Below are 15921 nucleotides of genomic sequence, written 5' to 3'. Positions count from 1 at the left end.
GGTTGCCACGGCAACCCCTCGCCAACGGCGGCGAGGTCGCGCTGCCGAAGATGGCGCTGCCGGGCATGGCGTGGCAGGGCTACTACCTCGACACCGAGGGCAACACCATCGGCATCCACCAGCCCGACCCCGAGGCCCGCTAGGCACGCACCGCCAGGTCGACGAGCCGCGCCGCCGTGCGGGCGGTGCGGCCGTCGACGTCGAAGGACGGGTTGAGCTCGGCGACCTCGAGCAGCCCGAGCCTGCCCGACCCGACCACGGCCCGGACCACGGCTCTCACGCTGTCGAGGCTGATCCCGAACCCGGCCGGCGCGCTCACCCCGGGCGCGACCGACGCGGGCAGCGCATCGAGGTCGAGGGTGAGGTGGACGCGGTCGACGCGGGCGACGAACTCCTCGGCGACCGCGCCGGCCGTGGCGGGCGTGCAGTCCTCGTCGAGCAGCACCTCGACGCCCAGCCGCTCGGCGGCATCGAACAACACGCGGGTGTTGTTGGCCCGCGAGATCCCCGCGACCGCGTAGGCCAGGTCTCGGCCCGCGGACGCCTCGTCGGCGGCCATCTGCGCGAACGGGGTGCCCGAGGTCGCGCGGTCGGACACACGCAGGTCGAAGTGGGCGTCCACGTTGAGGACCCCCCAACCCGGGCGTCCGGCCCAGCCGAGGTACGACCCATAGGCGACGGCATGGCCGCCACCGAGCACCACCGGCAGGCCGCCGGCGTCGAGCACCGCGGCGACGAGCGCACCGAGGCGCACCTGCCCGCCCTCGAGGTCGCCGTCGTCGACCACCACATCGCCGGCGTCGAACACGGGGCAGCCGGGGTCGCTCAATGAAGCCAGTGCCTGCCGCAGCGCAGCGGGGCCCGCGGCGGCCCCCACACGGCCTCCGTTGCGGCGGACCCCCTCGTCCGAGGCGAACCCGACCAGCACGACGGCCCCCTCGGGCAACGACTCCCCGGGCGCCCAGCCGCGCACCACCGAGTGCCAGCGCGCGTGCTCCGGCCCGGGGCCGTCGCCCCGGCCCGACCACGGCGCGAACTCCCGGTCAGCCACGGCGTCCGTCCTTGAGCACGTCACGCACCAGCGGCACCCCGGGGCGGTAGGCCAGGTGCAGGGAGGAGGGCGCGTCGAGCACGGCGAGGTCGGCGCGGGCGCCGACGCCGAGGTGGCCGACGTCGTCCCGGCGCAGGGCCCGCGCCCCGCCGGCGGTGGCCGACCACAGCGCCTCGGCGGGGGTCATGCACAGCTCGCGGACGGCCAGCGCCACGATGAACGGCATCGAGGTCGTGTACGAGGTGCCCGGGTTGCAGTCGGCGCCCAGCGCCACGGTGACCCCCGCATCGAGCAGCCGTCGGGCGTCGGGCCAAGGGCCGCGGGTCGAGAAGTCCGCCCCGGGCAGCAGCGTGGCCACGGTCGTCGACCCGGCGAGCGCCTCGACGTCGGCGTCGGTCAGGTGCACGCAGTGGTCGACCGAGGCCGCGTCCAGGTCGACGCCCAGACGCACCCCCTCGCCCGCGGTGAGCTGGTTGGCGTGCACCCGCACCCCGAGCCCGGCGGCCCGGCCCGCCGACAGCACCGCCCGTGACTGGTCGGCGTCGAAGGCCCCGCGCTCGCAGAACACGTCGACCCAGCGCGCGTGCGTCGCCCCGGCCGGGATCATCTCCTCCACCACCAACCGCACGTAGTCGTCGGCTCGGCCCTCGTACTCGGGCGGCACCACATGCGCCGCCAGCAGGGTGGCCTCGTCGGCCAATCGGGCCGCGAGCTGCACCGACCGCGACTCGTCGGTCACGGTCTGGCCGTAGCCCGACTTCACCTCGAGCGTGGTGGTCCCCTGCCGGCGGTATTCGGCGGCGAGCCGCATGAGGTTGGCGCCGAGTTCACCGTCCGACGCCGCCCGGGTCGCCGCCAGCGTCGTCCGGATCCCACCGGCCGCGTACGACTCCCCCGCCATCCGCGCCGCGAACTCCGCCGCGCGATCCCCGGCGAACACCAAGTGGCTGTGCGACTCGACGAAGCCGGGCACCACTGCCGCACCCGCGGCGTCCAACACCTCGTCGGTGCCGCGGTCGACGGACGCCGCCGGCCCGACCCACACGACCCGGCCGTCCTCGACGACGAGCGCGGCGTCACGCACAACCCCGAGCGCGCCCTCCCCAACCGAGGGGTCGTTGGTGACGAGTTCGCCGATGTGGTCGACCAGGAGGGACATCATCCCTCCATCATCGGGATGCGCACCCCGCGCTCGCGAGCCACCTCGCGGGCGTGCTCGTAACCGGCGTCCACGTGGCGCATGACGCCGGTGCCGGGGTCGTTGGTGAGCACCCGCTCGAGCTTCTGCGCGGCCAGCTCCGAACCGTCGGCCACACACACCTGCCCGGCGTGGATAGAACGACCGATCCCGACGCCGCCGCCGTGGTGGATCGACACCCAGCTCGCCCCCGATGCGGTGTTCAGCAGGGCGTTCAGCAGCGGCCAGTCGGCCACGGCGTCCGTGCCGTCGGCCATGGCCTCGGTCTCGCGGTAGGGCGAGGCGACCGAACCGGAGTCGAGGTGGTCGCGACCGATGGCGATGGGCCCGATCTCGCCGGCGGCGACCATCTCGTTGAACCTCAGCCCGGCCCGGTGGCGCTCGCCGTAGCCCAGCCAGCAGATGCGGGCGGGCAGCCCCTGGAAGTGCACGCGCTCGCCGGCCATGGTGATCCAGCGGCGCAGGTGCTCGTCCTCGGGGAACAGCTCGAGGATGGCGGCGTCCGTCTTCGCGATGTCCTCGGGGTCGCCCGACAGCGCCGCCCAGCGGAACGGGCCCTTGCCCTCCTCGAACAGCGGCCGGATGTACGCCGGCACGAACCCCGGGAAGTCGAACGCCCGCTCGAAGCCGCCCTTGCGCGCCTCGTCGCGGATCGAGTTGCCGTAGTCGAAGACCTCCGCGCCCGCATCCGCGAAGCCGACCATCGCCGCCACGTGGGCGGCCATGGAGGCCTGGGCGTCGCGGGTGAAGCCCTCGGGGTCGGACGCCGCGCGCTCGGCCATGTCCTCGACCGGCACCCCGATCGGCAGGTACATCAGCGGGTCGTGCGCCGAGGTCTGGTCGGTGACGACGTCGATCTGCACGTCGCTGCCGCGGTGCCGCTCCAGAAACGCCGGCACGAGCTCGGCGGCGTTGCCCAGCAGCCCGATACTCAGTGGCGTCCGGGACGCCTTCGCCTCATTTGCCAGCGCGATCGCATGGTCGAGGTCGTCGGCCCGGACGTCCAGGTAGCGGTGCTCCAGGCGGCGCTCGATGCGCGAGTCGTCGCACTCGATGCAGAGGGCGACGCCCTCGTTCATGGTGACGGCCAGCGGCTGCGCGCCGCCCATGCCGCCGAGGCCGGCGGTGAGGGTGATCGTGCCGGCGAGGGTGCCGCCGAAGCGCTTGCGGGCGACGGCGCCGAAGGTCTCGAAGGTGCCCTGCAGAATCCCCTGCGTGCCGATGTAGATCCACGACCCCGCGGTCATCTGGCCGTACATCATCAGGCCCTCGCGTTCGAGCGAGCGAAAGTGCTCCCACGTCGCCCAGTCACCGACCAGGTTGGAGTTCGCGATCAGCACCCGCGGCGCCCACTCGTGGGTCCGGAACACGCCCACCGGCTTGCCCGACTGCACGAGCAGGGTCTCGTCGGCGTCCAAGGTCTGCAGGGTGCGGACGATCGCGTCGTACGCCTCCCACGACCGTGCCGCCTTGCCGGAGCCGCCGTAGACCACCAGCTGCTCGGGGTGCTCGGCGACCTCGGGGTCGAGGTTGTTCATGAGCATGCGCAGGGCGCCCTCCTGCTGCCAGCCGCGGGTGGTCAGGTCGAGGCCCCGGGGGGCGCGGATCGTCTTCGCCATGCCCCTCATGGTCACCCCCGCGCGGCGGCGCGGCGAGCACCGACCCGCCTCGCGTCTCGGATTCGAGACACACCCTCCCTCAGCCGCTGCGCCCCCTTGACCCGTGGGTCAGACTCGTCGGCATGCATGAGGTCACCGTCGGCACCGGACCGGTCAGCTTCGACGACGTCGTCGCCGTGGCAAGGCACGACGCGCCCGTTCGCGTGTCACCCGAAGCTCTGGACGCCGTGGCCACCACCCGCCGCCACATCGAGCAACTCGCCGCGTCGGACCGCCCGGTCTACGGCGTCTCGACCGGGTTCGGGGCGCTGGCAACCAAGCACATCGCCCCCGAGAAGCGAGCCCAGCTGCAGGTGTCGCTGATCCGCTCGCACGCGGCGGGGTCAGGGGTTGAGGTCGAGCGCGAGGTCGTCCGGGCGATGATGCTGCTGCGGCTGTCGACGCTGGCGAGCGGGCGCACGGGCGTCCGGCCGGTCGTGGTCGAGACCTACGCCGCCCTGCTCAACGCGGGCATCACCCCGGTCGTGCACGAGTACGGCTCGCTCGGCTGCTCGGGCGACCTCGCCCCGCTGTCGCACTGCGCGCTCGCCGCCATGGGCGAGGGCGAGGTGCGGGACGCCGCGGGCGTGCGTCGTCCTGCTGCCGAGGTGCTGGCCGAGGTCGGGATCGAACCGCTGGTGCTCGCCGAGAAGGAGGGACTGGCGCTCATCAACGGCACCGACGGCATGCTGGGCCAGCTGGTGCTGGCGTGTCACGACCTCGGCGTCCTGCTGGCGACGACCGACGTGATCGCCGCCCTGTCCGTCGAGGGGCTGATGGGCACCGACCGCGTCTTCGCCGAGGACCTGCACGCCATGCGACCCCACCCCGGGCAGGGGCTGTCGGCGGCGACGATGCGCGCGGTGCTGGACGGGTCACCGATCGTGGCGCGGCACCGCGACGATCCCGACTGCCCGATCGTCCAGGACGCCTACTCGCTGCGCTGCGCACCCCAGGTCACCGGCGCCGCCCGGGACACCCTGGTGCACGCCATGCTGGTCGCCCAGCGGGAGCTGGCCTCGGTGATCGACAACCCGGTCGTCACCCCGGACGGGCGCGTGGAGTCCAACGGCAACTTCCACGGCGCACCGGTCGCCTACGTGCTCGACTTCCTCGCGATAGCGGTCGCCGACGTGGCCTCGATGTCGGAGCGCCGCACCGACCGTTTCCTCGACGCCAAGCGCAACCACGGGCTGCCACCGTTCCTGGCCGACGACCCGGGCGTCGACTCGGGGCACATGATCCTGCAGTACATGCAGGCCGGGGTGGTCGCCGAGCTCAAGCGCCTGGCCGTGCCCGCGTCGGCCGACTCGATCCCGAGCTCGGCCATGCAGGAGGACCACGTCTCCCTCGGCTGGCACGCCGCCCGCAAGCTGCGCCGCTCGCTTGACGGGCTTACCCGGGTACTGGCCGGCGAGGCCTTGACCGCGGCCCGCGCGCTCGACCTGCGCGAGCTGGGTTCGGCCCCCGCGACGGCGGCCGTCGTGGCGCGCATTCGCGAACACGTCCCCGGCCCCGGCACCGACCGGTTCCTGGCCCCGGAGATCGAGTCCGTGGTGGGCCTGGTCGCGGCAGGATCCCTCGTCGAGGCCGCGGCGTCCGTCACCGGCCCCCTACCGCCGCGGGACGCGCCGAGGGCTTGAGTTTTCCGCGCCGAGGGCTTGGGTTTCACGCGGCCAGGGCTTGGTTGCTTCTCACCCACCCAGCCGGCGCGACACCTCGGACGCCCCGGCCAGCAGGGCGGACACGATCGGCTCGGCGTCCCGGGCCGGGACCCGTGCCCGCCACGTGCAGCTCAGCGCCGCGACGGGCTGGCGGTGCAGGTCGAACACGGCGGCTCCGACCGAGCGCAGGCCGGGCGTGACGAGTTCGACCTCTTCGGACCACCCACGCGCCCGCTCGGGGCCGAGCTCGCCCAGCAGGTCGCCCAGACCGCGCGGCCCGCGCCCCGTGCGCGACACGAAGTCGCCCGGCCGCGTGTACAGAGCCCGCACGGTCGCCTCGGGCAATTGGGCCAGGATCGCCCGCCCCGACGCGGTCAGGTGGGCGGGCAGCAGCACCCCCACGGCGGTGACGAGCGACGGTTCGTCGGTGGCTCCGGCGGGCGACTCCTTGAGCAGGTAGAGGGTGAGCGGGCCACGCAGGATCCCGAGGTGCACGGTCACGCCCTGCTCAGCCGCGAGCGCCCGCATCACCGGCCGGGCCAGCCGCTCGAGCCCCTCGTGCGGGGTGTACGCGCTGGTCAGCCCGTACGCCGAGGCACCGAGCGCCCAGCCGCGCGACTCGGGCAGCCTCAGCACGAAGCCGCGCTCCTCCAGCACGGCGAGCAGGTGGTACGTCGACGAGCGGGGCAGGCCCAGGTCGCGCGCGATCGCCGATGCCCCGACCGCCCCGGTCTGCCGGGCGAGGTGGGTCAGGATGTCGAGGGCCCGACCCACGGCGGGCGACGCGCTGGAGGCCATCTCGTCGCGGCGTCCGGTCAGCGCATGAGCGCGTGCCGCAGCGCCTCGGCCAGGGTGCCCTGCGCGAACCAGAACCCGGACTCGCCCAGCTTCGCCGCCGACACCCGCTGGTCGGTGTCGATCATCTCGTCGTAGCCCTCGGCACCGAGCACGAGCTTGGGGCCGATCGCCGGCGTCGGCACGACCGCCGGCCGGTGCAGCACGCGGCCGAGGGTGGTGGCGAACTCTTGGTGCGTGACCGGGCGCGGCCCGACCAGGTTGGTGGGCCCCTCGACCACGTCGGTCAGGATCGTGTGCACGTACGCCCGCGCCACGTCGTCGAGGCCGACCCAGCTGAACCACGCGTCGGGCGCGGCGAGGCGCCCGCCCACGCCGAGCGAGAACAGCGGCACCTGGGGCGCGAGCGCTCCCCCGCCCTCGCTGAGCACGATGCCGGTGCGCAGCAGTGCGACCCGGACGCCGGCATCCGCGGCCGGCTGCGCGGCGGCCTCCCAGGCCCGGACGGTGGCGGCCAGGAAGCCGTCGCCGGGGGCTGAGTCCTCGGTCAACAGCTCGTTCGGACGCCGCGGGCCGTAGTAGCCGATCGCCGAGGCCTGGACGAGGGTCGGGACCTTTGCCTCGGCGGCGGCGCCCGCGAGGGTGGCGGTCGCATCGAGGCGGGACGTGAGGACCTTCCCCTTGTGGCCGCGGGTGAACCGCCCGCCGATGGAGTGGCCCGACAGGTTTACGACGGCGTCGGCCCCCTCGAGGATGCGGGGGTCGAGCTTGTGGGCGGCGGGATCCCAGCGGGCGGCGTCGGGCTTGCCCTTGGCCGACGTGCGCACCAGCCGGGTGACGTGGTGTCCGCCCGAGGTGAGCAGCGCGCAGAGCTGGGTGCCGATGAGACCGGATGCCCCGGCGACGACGACCCGGCGCGGGCTCGCCGCGAGGCGGGTGTGCAGGTCGAGGTCGTCGCGGAGCTGGCGCTCGCGGAACGCGAAGAGTCCGTCGAGCTGCATCTCGACGAGGGCCTGGTCGAGGCGTCCGGGGAGGGTGACCGGGAGCTCCCAGATCACGCGGTCGGTGATGATCGTCGAGCCGCCGGGGCCGTCGGCGAAGTGGTGCTCGTGGCGCCAGGACTTGAACGGGCCGCGTACCTGCTCGTCGACGAACCTCTCGTTGGGGACCAGCTCGACGTGGCGCACCAGCCAGCGCACCCCGATCGGCGCACCCTTGCGGGCGCCCGGGCGCGGGATGTCGGGCAGCAGTCCGGCGACGAGCGGGTGGCTGATGAGGAGCTCGGCCTCAGACCCCACGTTGATCCCGTCGGTGTGCAGCTTCAGAGCGGTGACCATCCCGGGAGGGCTGAGCCGGGCGAACGCACCCGGCCGGGTGTGCCACGCGAACACCGTCGATCGCGGATACGGGTACCGGCTGGTGCGCTCGAAGACGGGCATGCCCTCAGCCTACGCGCGCCCACCCCGCCTGCGCGCGCGTGGGCGTGACGCCGCCGGGAGCCCCCGGAACAGTCCCTCGCGGGCTGCCACGATGCTGCGCACCGTCGCCTTCACGCCTTCCGGGTCGTCGAAGATCGTCGTGGCGGCGAACCGGATGCGCTGCCAGCCCAAGGCAGCCAGCTGGGCGTCGGAGTCCCGGTCCCGGAGGAAGGCCTCCCTGGATCCATGGGTCTCCCAACCGTCGACCTCGAACGCGAGCAGGAGGTCGGGCAGTGCGTAGTCGAGGAAGCGGACCGTGCCGTCGGGAAGGGTGACCGGGTGGTTCGTGCGGTGGGCGTGCGGCAGGTCGAGGTCACGGTTCTGGCGCTGGAACTCCCGCTCGGCCTCGGACCAGGGCTGGTCCCGCGAGTCGTCGAGCAGGGCCCGGCGCAGAGCATCGCCGGGCCGGACAGGGAGCCCCGCGAACACCGTCTCGAGTTGGCCGAGCGTGACCGCCCTCAGGCGAAGCGCCTCGTCGATGACCGTGCCCCCGAGCGTGGGCAGGAGGTCGAGCACGGTGAGGGGCGCATCGGTGAACCGCACGTCGCCGCGGTCGACGGTGAGGTCGAGCGGGATCTGACGCCGGCACCAGCGGATGCCGTCCCCGTCTGCAGGGCGACCCCGGGTCGCGAGGTCCACCGTGGTCGCGGCCCGGTCGGGCCACCACCCCAGCGTCGCGGCCGCCTCCCCCACGACCACCGCGTTGAGATCCATGATGAGGGCGGCCCGGATCCGGGTCGCGAGGTCCAGTTCGGCAGCGGCGTCCCGGTAGATGCCGGCCAGCACCGGCACGATGTGCCCCTGTCGCAGGGCGCGATCGAACGCCGAACCCAGCGATGGGTGCTCCCGCCGGACGATCAACCCGTCTCGCGCCTCGAGGGCCCGACGCCACGCGTGCTCCATGCCCCTTGGTTTAGGCGGGTCCTGTCAGGTGCTCCGACGGGAGTGGTGGTTTCTCTCCAGAGGATGGCGGCCCGGACACCCAGTCACGCTCAACCCAGCCGCGCCTCCTCCATCCCCTGGAGAGAAACCACCACTCTCCATTTGATTACCTCAGCTAATGAGCTAGGCTAAGCAATCGTGCCCGACCGTGACCCCCTCCTCAGCCTCGCCAGCGACGTGCGCATCGCGTGCCAGCACGTCAGCCGCCGTGTGCGGTTCGACAACTGCCACGAGATCCCGCCGCACCACTTCAGCGCGCTCGCCAAGTTGTCGATGGGCCTCGCGAGCACCGCCGGCGAACTGGCCCGCATCGAGGAGGTGAGCGCCCCGAGCATGACCCGCACGGTGAACAGCCTCGTCGAGGCCGGGTTCGTCGCGCGCACCCTCGACCCCGACGACGGCCGACGCCACCTGCTCTCCCTCACCGAGGCTGGCGCCGAGATGGTGCAGCGCACCCGCGCGAGCCGCGACGACTGGATGGTCCGTCGCCTCCAGGGGCTCTCCCCCGACGAACTCAAGGTCCTCCGTGAGGCGACCGACATCCTCCAGAAGGTGATCCACGCGTGACCCAGACCCCCACGATCGCGCCCGCGCGCACCCCGATGTTCGCCAGCCTGAGGCTGCGCAACTACAGGCTGTTCTTCTGGGGCGGCCTGATCTCGAACATCGGCACCTGGATGGCGCGCATCGCGCAGACCTGGCTCGTGCTGACGATCCTGACCGACCACTCCGCCTCGGCGGTCGGCTACGTCACCGGCCTGCAGTTCCTCCCGATGGTGCTGTTCGGCGCCTGGGGCGGCGCGGTCGCCGACCGGTTCCCCAAGCGCATCATCCTCGTCTGGACCCAGGTGCTCCTCGCCCTCAACGCCGCCACCCTCGCCCTGCTCGTCGTGTTCAACGTCACCGAGTTGTGGCACGTCTACGTGCTGGCCTTCCTCCAGGGCGTCGTGACCGCGGTCGACAACCCAACCCGCCAGGCGTTCGCCTCCGAGATGGTGCCGCCCGAGCTCCTCCCGAACGCGGTCGGCCTCAACTCGACCAGCTTCAACGGCGCCCGGCTCGTGGGCCCGGCCGTCGCCGGTCTGATGATCGCCGTTGCAGGCGTCGGCCCCAGCCTCCTGATCAACGCGTTCACGTTCATCCCGGTGATCCTCGCGCTCCTCGCCATGGATCCCTCCCAGCTCACCCCGGCCCCCATCCGCCGCGGCCGTGGCTCGGTGCGCGAGGGCATCCGCTACGTCGCCGGACGCCCCGACATCCAGCTGGTCATGTTCATCGTCTTCATGCTCGGCACCTTCGGGATGAACTTCCAGATCACCAACGCCCTCATGGCCACCGAGGTGTACGGCAAGGGCGCCGACGCGTACGGCATCCTCGGCTCGATCATGGCCGTCGGTTCACTCACCGCCGCGCTCATGGCAGCCCGCCGGCCGCGCCCACGCCTGTCGACCATGCTCGGCGCCCTCATGGGCTTCGCGATCGCCACCTTCGCTCTCGCGCTCGCCCCGACCTACGAGATGTTCGCGATCCTCCTCATCCCGGTCGGGCTCACCGCCCTGACCGTCATGACCACCGCGAACGCCTCGGTGCAGCTCACCACCGAGCCGGTCATGCGCGGCCGCGTGATGGCGCTCTACATGATGATCTTCCTCGGCGGCACGCCCCTCGGCGCCCCGATGATCGGCTGGATCGGCGACGCCTGGGGCGCCCGCTGGACCGTCCTCATCGGCGCCATCGCCACCGCCCTGGCGTTCATGGTGGGCATGTTCTTCGCGCTCCAGCGCAACGACTGGCGCCTGCCCAGCTGGCGCGAGCTCCGCGGCGTCCCCGAGCCGGCCCAGCTCGACCCCGAAGAGGCCTGACGGGCGGCGCTCCTCGGTCCAGCTGTGCCGGGTCAGTGGGTGTAGACGCCCAACAGCGCGGCGTAGGGCTTGACGAAGCCGTCCCAGTTGTTGAACCGGTCCTCGTCACCGGTCAGGTGGTGGATCCGGACGGTGGCCGCGTCGTCCCCGGTGTGGATGAAGTCCACCGAGATCGTGGACGGATGGACGGCGTCCTCGGCCTTGCTGAAGGTGAACACCAGGCGCCGGCCGGGCTTCCACTCCTTGACCTCGCCGCGGAAGGTCTGCGTGCCGTCGGAGGCGATCTCCTGGACACGACCGCCCACCACCGGCTCGAAGAACACGTGGCTGAAGGTGTCGGGGCTGCCGACCGCCTCAGCGGACCACCACTCCGCGGTGCGCAGCGTGAAGGCTTCGAATGCGGGGCTGTGCCGCGCAGGGAACATCGAACTCGTGCACGTCGTCGTGAATCTGCATACCCCATGATGGCGCCGAAACTCCCTCCTCGTCAGGGGGACGTCGAACCCCGAGGGTCTTCGGCCCGGTCGGGCATCACACGCGCGCCTGCCAACCCCGGATCATCGTGATCCGCGCCTCGACCTGGTCCGTGGTCGCCGCCGCCAGTGCCGGCCCACCGCACTGGCGGCGCAGTTCAGCGTGCACGTGGCTGTGCGGTACCCCCTTCACGCGCGCGTACTGCGACACCAGTGTGTTCAGCTCCTTGCGGCGGGCCGCGAGGGCGCGGTGCAGCGACACCTCGGGCGTCACGCGCTCCCGCCGCTCGGACCGTTCGTGCCTCCGCACCTGCCGCCGCTGCCGTTCGCGTAGCAGGTGGGTTATCTGGTCGGGTTCGAGCAGCCCGGGCAGGCCGAGGTAGTCGGCCTCGTCGTCCGACGTGGGCACGGCGTGCATCCCGAACTGCTGGCTGTCGAACAGCACGTGGTCGAAGGTCGCCGCCGAATCGAGCGCCTCGAACGCCCCCATCAGGTCGTCGGACGCCGCCTCGCGTCGGTTCGCGGCCTCCAGCAGGGCCTCGGCCTCGGCCCACACGTCCATCTCCTCAGACGCCCTCCGTCGCCCCAGCACGTGGTCGCGTTGCAGCTCCAGGGAGAACGCGTGCGCGAGGACGATCGGCACGGTCGGCAGGAACACGGTGGCCACCTCCCCGCGGCGGCGGGTCCGCACGAAGCGCCCGACGGCCTGCGCGAAGAACAGGGGCGTGGACGTCGCGGTCGCGTACACCCCGACCGCCAGCCGCGGCACGTCGACGCCCTCGGACACCATCCGCACGGCGACCATCCACCGCTCGTCGGACGCCGAGAAGGCCTCGATCCGACCCGACGCCCCGGCGTCGTCCGACAGCACCACCGTGGGCTTGGTCCCGGTGATCGACTCCAGCACGCGCGCGTACGCCCGGGCGTTGGTCTGGTTGGTGGCGATGACGAGGCCGCCGGCGTCCGGGACGTGTCGTCGCACCTCGCTGAGCCGCTTGTCCGCGGCCCGCAGGACCGCCGAGATCCACTCCCCCTTGGGGTCGAGGGCGGTGCGCCAGGCCTGGGCCGAGACGTCCTTGGTGAGCAGCTCACCCAGGTTGGCCTCGACCGTGTCGCCCGACTTGGTGCGCCACCGCATGGGCCCGCCGTAGTTCATGAACACCACCGGGCGCACGACGTGGTCGCGCAGCGCCTCGGCGTAGCCGTAGGTGTAGTCGGCGCGGGAGACCTTCTCGCCGCCGTGCCCCTCGACGTAGGTGACGAAGGGGATGGGGTTCTCGTCCGAGCGGAAGGGCGTACCCGTCAGCATCAGCCGTCGCGTCGCGTACTGGAACGAGTCGCGCACCGCGTCGCCCCAGGCCAGGGCGTCGCCGGCGTGGTGGACCTCGTCGAGGATCACCAGCGTGTCGAAGTTCGCCGTCATGGTCTGGTAGCTGAGCATCGCCGCCGCGACGCCGGCGTAGGTGACCGCGACCCCGTCGTACTGCCGCGAGCGCCCGCGCTTGCGCCCGCCCAGCCCCGGGTCGAGCTGGATGCCAACCTTCGCGGCGGCGTCCGCCCACTGCACCTTGAGGTGCTCGGTCGGGGCGACCACGATCACGCGGCGCACCACCCGGGCGTGCAACAGCTCGGACGCCACCCGAAGCGCGAACGTCGTCTTGCCGGCGCCGGGGGTGGCGACGGCGAGGAAGTCGCGGGGCGCGGAGCTGAGGTAGAGGTCGAGTGCTTCCTGCTGCCAGGCGCGCAGCTTGGTCGCCGTTCCCCACGGAGCGCGCTGCGGGAACGCCGGACCGAGCCGGTCGAACGCCGACTGGCTCATGCGCGCGCGGGGGTGCTCGGGGAAGACATAGGACCCCGACCCTAGCCCTCCCCCGAGCGAGCGGGTCAAACACCGGAGAGGGCGTGTTGGGCGTGTTGCGCCGCGGCGGAGCGGGAGGCACGACCAGGGCTTCAGTTCTAGCCGCCGAGGGCTTGGGTTTTGTGCGCCGACAGCCTGCATTCCCTGCGCCGAGAGCCCGACCTCCGTCCGCCGACAGCCTGCACAGGGTCGCCCACGCGAGCACACTGGCCCCATGGCGAAGTACGAGCGGTCATTCCCCGGGTCGATCAGCAGCTTCCTGCCCTACTTCCACGACAACATCATGGGCAGCATCTCCGCCACCGCGGAGGACGGCACGGACCTCACCCTCGGCGAGGTGCGCACGGCGTTCCGGGTGTACGAGCGCTACTCGATGTTCGGCGGCAACCGCGTCAGCATGGCGCTCTCGCTGGCCGAGCACCGGGGCACGCTCCACGCCAGCGTCATCACCAGCGGGGGCACCGAGGCAAGCTTTTTCAAGGTGCTCCCGATCGGGGAGATGACCTGGCTCGACAAGGCCGCTCAGGTCATCGATGCCTACGCGGAGGGCAGCTAACCCACCATGCGGGCCAGGGCGTCCAACAGGGGGATCTGGCCGAGGGTCACCTTGGTGCGGGCGACCTCGACGTCGAACCAGTCCGCGCGATCGACCTCGGGGTAGGTGCGGAACCGACCGGACCGCCGCGGCCACTCCACCTCGAAGGTGTTGCTCTCGACGAAGCACAGGTCCTCGGACGCCTCGACGGCGAATCCGCGCACCCGCTTCCCCGACGACAACCGGACCTCACCCAGGTCGATCAGCTCACCCTCGGGCGGCTCGCAGCCCACCTCTTCGGAGAACTCGCGCCGGGCCGCGTCCTCGGGCGTCTCCTCGCCGGGCGTGTACATGCCCTTCGCCAGTGACCAGCCGCCGTCGTCGCGATGGCCCCAGAAGGGGCCGCCCATGTGCACGATGAAAACCCGCAACTGGCCATCCACCAACGTAAACGGCAGGAGACCTGCACTGTGGAGAGCCATGGACCCATCCTGCCCAACCGCCCGACGAACTTCCACGACCGCCTCCCCGGCCCCTGACCCCCCGCGTGTCGCCCCCATGTGCCAGAGTGGGCGCATGAGTGAAGCAAAGGACGGTGACAAGGTCGTCGACCCGAAGGAGCAGATGAAGGCTGCCCTGGAGGCCAAGAAGAACGCCCAGCACGGCAGTGCGGCGGGCGCGCAAGGCGGTGCGAAGGCGGCCGGTGGGCCCCACGGTCAGCAGGGGGGCAAGCGCACGTTCCGGCGCAAGGCCGGGGGTTAGACCGATGAGGGTCTCGATCCCGAAGGAGACGAAGGTCCGCGAGTACCGCGTCGCGATCACGCCCGTGGGCGTGCTCGACCTGGTCGAGGCGGGCCACGAGGTCCTCATCGAGAAGGACGCCGGCCTGGGGTCGTCCATCACCGACGACGACTACGCCAAGGTCGGCGCGCAGATCGTCGACACCGACGGCGCGTGGTCGGGTGAGCTGGTCCTCAAGGTCAAGGAGCCGACGCCCGAGGAGTTCCACTTCCTCACCGACGAGCAGGTCCTGTTCACCTACCTGCACCTGGCGCCCGACCGCCCGCTCACCGAGGCGCTCCTCGACGCGGGCACGACGGGCGTGGCCTACGAGACGGTCCGCCTGCCCAATGGCCAGCTGCCGCTGCTCTACCCGATGTCCGAGGTGGCGGGGTGCCTGGCTCCCCAGATGGGTGCGCACGCGCTGCTCAAGGCACAGGGCGGACGCGGGGTCCTGATGGGCGGCGTCGCTGGGGTCCCCAGCGCGAAGGTCGTCATCCTCGGTGGCGGCATCGCGGGCCAGAACGCGGCGAGCGTCGCGCTCGGCATGGGCGCCGACGTCACGGTGCTCGACACCGACCTCGACAAGCTGCGCCAGATCATGTGGAAGTTCGACGACGCCGTGGACACCCTGTTGTCCTCGACCCTCACCGTGCGCGAGCAGGTGCTGGCCGCCGACCTGGTGATCGGCACGGTGCTCGTCCCGGGTGCCCGCACGCCGAAGCTGGTCACCAACGAGATGGTGTCGCAGATGAAGCCGGGTTCGGTGCTCGTCGACGTGGCGGTCGACCAGGGCGGTTGCTTCGAGGACTCCCACCCGACCACCCACGACGACCCCACCTACACGGTGCACAACTCGGTGTTCTACTGCGTGGCGAACATGCCCGGCGCGGTGCCGAACACCTCCACGTGGGCGCTCACGAACTCGACGTTGCCGTACGTGCGTCGCATCGCCGAGCAGGGCTGGGCGAAGGCCGCGGACGCCGACCCGGCCCTGGCCGAGGGCCTCAACACCCATGCCGGACGCCTCACCCACCCAGGCGTGGTGGCTGCGTTCCCCGACCTGCCGGCCTCGTCTGCCTGAGACGTTGCGGTCGCCATGTGGCAGCTCCGCTTGCACAACCCGCTACACCCGCCTAGAATCATCTGTGACACCTACGACATGTGTGCCACTTTTGAGAGCAGCTTCCCGTGAGAACTATTGAGACGACCAACATTCCCGTTGAACATCTAGAGGCCCTTGAGCACTTTGCTTGTGCCGAGGTCGGCCCTGAGCTGCGCGACGTCCTTATGAGCGTGGCCCGTTGCATTCGTGACGGCGAGGGCCTTGTGACCGTCGACGGGCATGCCACGCTCACTCCCAACCAGGTTGCCGAACGCTTGGGCATGAGCCGGTCACATTTGTACAAACTATTGGACAGGGGCGAGATCGTGTCGCACCGCGTCGGTCGTGACCGCCGTATCCGACTGAGTGACGTCATCGCCTTCGAAGCCGAACGAGACCACGATCGACGCGAGCTTGCCGAGCGCTTCGCCAAGCAGCACGAAACCCGCAGTGGCGCCATTGACGAGATCGCCGATCTGCTCTGACTGCGTGGCATTCGCCCTGAGCCGCACACTGATCCGT

The 15921-nt window shown here is 71.7% G+C and carries 17 protein-coding genes; 8 read left to right on the top strand and 9 right to left on the bottom strand.

The window, feature by feature from the left end; all coding sequences use genetic code 11:
* The first annotated feature begins 2 nt into the window (after positions 1–2).
* On the top strand, positions 3–143 hold the full coding sequence (locus J4N02_RS01985; RefSeq protein ID WP_208091072.1) for a VOC family protein: 141 nt from the start codon (positions 3–5) through the stop codon (positions 141–143).
* On the opposite strand, the gene hutG is transcribed toward J4N02_RS01985, so the two are convergent.
* The 3 genes from hutG to hutU are packed head-to-tail and all read right to left on the bottom strand — an operon-like array spanning position 140 to position 3868.
* Positions 140–1051 carry a formimidoylglutamase gene (gene hutG / locus J4N02_RS01980; protein WP_188334546.1) on the bottom strand — a complete coding sequence of 304 codons (912 nt, stop codon included), beginning with the start codon at positions 1049–1051 and terminating at the stop codon, positions 140–142. The genes J4N02_RS01985 and hutG overlap by 4 nt on opposite strands.
* On the bottom strand, positions 1044–2213 hold the full coding sequence (gene hutI, locus J4N02_RS01975) for an imidazolonepropionase (RefSeq protein WP_188334545.1): 1170 nt from the start codon (positions 2211–2213) through the stop codon (positions 1044–1046). Before hutI ends, hutG begins: the two co-directional genes overlap by 8 nt.
* On the bottom strand, positions 2210–3868 hold the full coding sequence (hutU, locus tag J4N02_RS01970; RefSeq protein WP_375539371.1) for a urocanate hydratase: 1659 nt from the start codon (positions 3866–3868) through the stop codon (positions 2210–2212). The genes hutI and hutU overlap by 4 nt, the downstream gene beginning before the upstream one ends.
* Positions 3869–3990: 122 nt before the next feature.
* On the opposite strand from hutU, the gene hutH reads away from it, so the two are divergent.
* On the top strand, positions 3991–5550 hold the full coding sequence (gene hutH / locus J4N02_RS01965) for a histidine ammonia-lyase (RefSeq protein WP_188334543.1): 1560 nt from the start codon (positions 3991–3993) through the stop codon (positions 5548–5550).
* A 51-nt stretch (positions 5551–5601) separates the two neighbouring features.
* On the opposite strand, the gene J4N02_RS01960 is transcribed toward hutH, so the two are convergent.
* From J4N02_RS01960 to J4N02_RS01950, 3 genes are read right to left on the bottom strand one after another with little or no spacing between them, the layout of a single operon-like run.
* A complete protein-coding gene (locus J4N02_RS01960; RefSeq protein ID WP_188334542.1) occupies positions 5602–6369 on the bottom strand; it encodes an IclR family transcriptional regulator in 768 nt (255 codons plus the stop codon).
* Positions 6370–6386: 17 nt separating this feature from the next.
* Complete coding sequence (locus tag J4N02_RS01955) at positions 6387–7805, bottom strand: TIGR01777 family oxidoreductase (RefSeq protein ID WP_188334541.1); 1419 nt, start codon at positions 7803–7805, stop codon at positions 6387–6389.
* A gap of 9 nt (positions 7806–7814) precedes the next feature.
* Positions 7815–8747: a hypothetical protein gene (locus J4N02_RS01950; RefSeq protein ID WP_188334540.1), complete on the bottom strand. Its 933-nt coding sequence runs from the start codon at positions 8745–8747 to the stop codon at positions 7815–7817.
* 177 nt (positions 8748–8924) lie between these two features.
* On the opposite strand from J4N02_RS01950, the gene J4N02_RS01945 reads away from it, so the two are divergent.
* Positions 8925–9353 carry a MarR family winged helix-turn-helix transcriptional regulator gene (locus tag J4N02_RS01945; protein ID WP_182818528.1) on the top strand — a complete coding sequence of 143 codons (429 nt, stop codon included), beginning with the start codon at positions 8925–8927 and terminating at the stop codon, positions 9351–9353.
* Positions 9350–10648 (top strand): MFS transporter, encoded by a 1299-nt coding sequence (locus J4N02_RS01940; RefSeq protein WP_243760847.1) that lies wholly within the window; start codon positions 9350–9352, stop codon positions 10646–10648. Before J4N02_RS01945 ends, J4N02_RS01940 begins: the two co-directional genes overlap by 4 nt.
* A gap of 32 nt (positions 10649–10680) precedes the next feature.
* On the opposite strand, the gene J4N02_RS01935 is transcribed toward J4N02_RS01940, so the two are convergent.
* Together J4N02_RS01935 and J4N02_RS01930 are read right to left on the bottom strand one after the other, a co-directional pair.
* Positions 10681–11073 carry an SRPBCC domain-containing protein gene (locus J4N02_RS01935; protein ID WP_188334539.1) on the bottom strand — a complete coding sequence of 131 codons (393 nt, stop codon included), beginning with the start codon at positions 11071–11073 and terminating at the stop codon, positions 10681–10683.
* Positions 11074–11179: 106 nt separating this feature from the next.
* Positions 11180–12940, bottom strand: a complete 1761-nt coding sequence (locus tag J4N02_RS01930; RefSeq protein ID WP_188334538.1) for a DEAD/DEAH box helicase — start codon at positions 12938–12940, stop codon at positions 11180–11182.
* A gap of 253 nt (positions 12941–13193) precedes the next feature.
* On the opposite strand from J4N02_RS01930, the gene J4N02_RS01925 reads away from it, so the two are divergent.
* Positions 13194–13535: a DUF6054 family protein gene (locus J4N02_RS01925; protein ID WP_182818521.1), complete on the top strand. Its 342-nt coding sequence runs from the start codon at positions 13194–13196 to the stop codon at positions 13533–13535.
* Here the strand turns inward: J4N02_RS01925 and J4N02_RS01920 are convergent.
* On the bottom strand, positions 13532–13945 hold the full coding sequence (locus J4N02_RS01920) for an NUDIX domain-containing protein (RefSeq protein WP_208091071.1): 414 nt from the start codon (positions 13943–13945) through the stop codon (positions 13532–13534). The two genes, J4N02_RS01925 and J4N02_RS01920, sit on opposite strands and share 4 nt — an antisense overlap.
* Positions 13946–14090: 145 nt before the next feature.
* Here J4N02_RS01920 and J4N02_RS01915 point away from each other — a divergent pair, with 145 nt between their 5' ends.
* The 3 genes from J4N02_RS01915 (at position 14091) to J4N02_RS01905 (ending at position 15884) form a co-directional block, all read left to right on the top strand.
* A complete protein-coding gene (locus J4N02_RS01915) occupies positions 14091–14276 on the top strand; it encodes a DUF5302 family protein (protein ID WP_182818518.1) in 186 nt (61 codons plus the stop codon).
* Positions 14277–14280: 4 nt separating this feature from the next.
* Positions 14281–15378 (top strand): alanine dehydrogenase, encoded by a 1098-nt coding sequence (ald, locus tag J4N02_RS01910; protein WP_188334537.1) that lies wholly within the window; start codon positions 14281–14283, stop codon positions 15376–15378.
* Positions 15379–15485: 107 nt separating this feature from the next.
* Positions 15486–15884, top strand: coding sequence for a helix-turn-helix domain-containing protein (locus J4N02_RS01905; protein WP_188334536.1), 399 nt, complete (start codon positions 15486–15488; stop codon positions 15882–15884).
* The last annotated feature ends 37 nt before the right edge of the window (positions 15885–15921 follow it).

This window comes from Propioniciclava sp. MC1595 (assembly GCF_017569205.1).
GTDB lineage: Bacteria > Actinomycetota > Actinomycetes > Propionibacteriales > Propionibacteriaceae > Propioniciclava.
Note: the sequence above shows the minus strand (reverse complement) of the source record. Positions and strands in the feature narration are given on the sequence as shown.

Bases quoted from the DNA above. Each gene is read 5' to 3' on its own strand.
- J4N02_RS01915 (WP_182818518.1), top strand. From the start codon at position 14,091: ATGAGTGAAGCAAAGGACGGTGACAAGGTCGTCGACCCGAAGGAGCAG.
- J4N02_RS01955 (WP_188334541.1), bottom strand. From the start codon at position 7,805: ATGCCCGTCTTCGAGCGCACCAGCCGGTACCCGTATCCGCGATCGACG.
- J4N02_RS01925 (WP_182818521.1), top strand. From the start codon at position 13,194: ATGGCGAAGTACGAGCGGTCATTCCCCGGGTCGATCAGCAGCTTCCTG.
- J4N02_RS01935 (WP_188334539.1), bottom strand. From the start codon at position 11,073: ATGTTCCCTGCGCGGCACAGCCCCGCATTCGAAGCCTTCACGCTGCGC.
- hutH (WP_188334543.1), top strand. From the start codon at position 3,991: ATGCATGAGGTCACCGTCGGCACCGGACCGGTCAGCTTCGACGACGTC.
- J4N02_RS01960 (WP_188334542.1), bottom strand. From the start codon at position 6,369: ATGGCCTCCAGCGCGTCGCCCGCCGTGGGTCGGGCCCTCGACATCCTG.
- hutU (WP_375539371.1), bottom strand. From the start codon at position 3,868: ATGGCGAAGACGATCCGCGCCCCCCGGGGCCTCGACCTGACCACCCGC.
- J4N02_RS01950 (WP_188334540.1), bottom strand. From the start codon at position 8,747: ATGGAGCACGCGTGGCGTCGGGCCCTCGAGGCGCGAGACGGGTTGATC.
- J4N02_RS01930 (WP_188334538.1), bottom strand. From the start codon at position 12,940: ATGAGCCAGTCGGCGTTCGACCGGCTCGGTCCGGCGTTCCCGCAGCGC.
- ald (WP_188334537.1), top strand. From the start codon at position 14,281: ATGAGGGTCTCGATCCCGAAGGAGACGAAGGTCCGCGAGTACCGCGTC.
- hutI (WP_188334545.1), bottom strand. From the start codon at position 2,213: ATGATGTCCCTCCTGGTCGACCACATCGGCGAACTCGTCACCAACGAC.